We start from the raw sequence: 1,317 nt of genomic DNA, 5'->3' as shown, positions 1-1,317 counted from the left end.
GCCGCGTCCTCGGGGGTGCTGGTCTTCGGGCGGGTGCGCGCCCACTCCAGATACCGCGCGCGGAAGTCGGGTCCGGCGGCGACGGCCAGTCCCGGGAAGCGCCGGGCCACCTCGTCGGCCCGCTTGTGCAGCAGGCCGTGCGCGGTGGCCGCCAGGTCTCCGGTGTCGAAGCCGGGCGGCGCCGGGTCCCCGGCGACCAGGGCCCGCACGATCGCGGCCTGCTGTTCGGCGAGTGTGCCCGTGGCGCGCTCGGATTCGATGGTCATGCCGGAATCGCCTCCGGGCGCAGGGTGACGGGCGCGCGGCCGGACGCCGCGGCGATGGCGTTCAGTTCGGCGGCGAGTTCGGTCGCGGGCGGATAGTTTCCGTCGCGTTCCAGCATGAGCGGGACCGATCGCCCGGTGGCGAACTCGGCCACCAGGTCCAAGACCTCGGCGGGGACGCTGTGCACGTGCGTGTCGATATAGCGTCCGTCCGACTCGTGGCCGCCCGCGATATGGCAGTAGGCGACCCGTTCGGCGGGTAACCGCAACAGCTCGGTCAGCGGGTCACGTGACGTATTACGGGCATTGGCATAGACATTCGCGATATCGAGCAGCAGATAGACGCCGGTGCGTTCGACCAGTTCCTGCAGGAACTCCGCCTCGGTGTAGTCGGCGTCCGGCCATTCGAACAAGGCCGCGATGTTCTCCACCGCGAGCGGCACGTCCAGCTGCCTGCTCGCGCGGAAGATATTGCGTTCCAAGGCATCCAACGCTTCCCGGGTGCGCGGCACCGGCAGCAGGTGACCGGCTTCCAGTCCGCCCGCGCGCACGAAGGCGATGTGCTCGCTCACCAGCGGCGAGCCCAGGGCCCGCGCGCAGTCGGCGAGCTGCGCGACCCGGTGGTCGTCCACGGCTTCCGCGCCGCCCAGGGAGAGCGAAACGCCATGCGGCACAGCCGGTATCCCGTGCGCCACCAGCTCGGCGAGTTCCTCCGGCACCACGGCCCCGGAACCGCGGCCGCGCCTGCGTCCGGAACCGTTCGGCGCCAAGGTTTCCGCGATGACCTCACAGAAGCCGATACCGTCCAGCGCACCGACGATGCCGCAGATCTCGCGCCGCCAGCCGATGCCCAGCGCGCCCTCGGGAAGCGGTGATCCGGTCATCCGCCGCAGCCTCCGCCGCCACAGCTGCTGCCGCAGCTGCTTCCGCCACTGCTGCAACTACTTCCGCTGCTGCCGCAACTGGAGCCGCTGCCGCACGAGCTGCCGCCCGCGCCACCGCCGCCTCCGGCCGCCACCTCGGCGGCCCCGGCCACCGCCCGGGCCAAGCTCCA

2 protein-coding genes are annotated in these 1,317 nt (G+C 71.8%); both read right to left on the bottom strand.

Going from position 1 to position 1,317, the window contains the following annotated elements:
• The coding region (locus tag ACWELJ_RS34175; RefSeq protein WP_452370187.1) for a hypothetical protein at nucleotides 1-266 on the bottom strand (266 nt) is incomplete at its 3' end.
• Nucleotides 263-1,147, bottom strand: coding sequence for a DUF692 domain-containing protein (locus ACWELJ_RS34170; RefSeq protein ID WP_452370186.1), 885 nt, complete (start codon nucleotides 1,145-1,147; stop codon nucleotides 263-265). The genes ACWELJ_RS34175 and ACWELJ_RS34170, both read right to left, overlap by 4 nt.
• Nucleotides 1,148-1,317: the final 170 nt, after the last annotated feature.

The organism is Nocardia sp. NPDC004582 (assembly GCF_053602115.1).
This window is presented reverse-complemented; position numbering and strand designations above follow the sequence as displayed.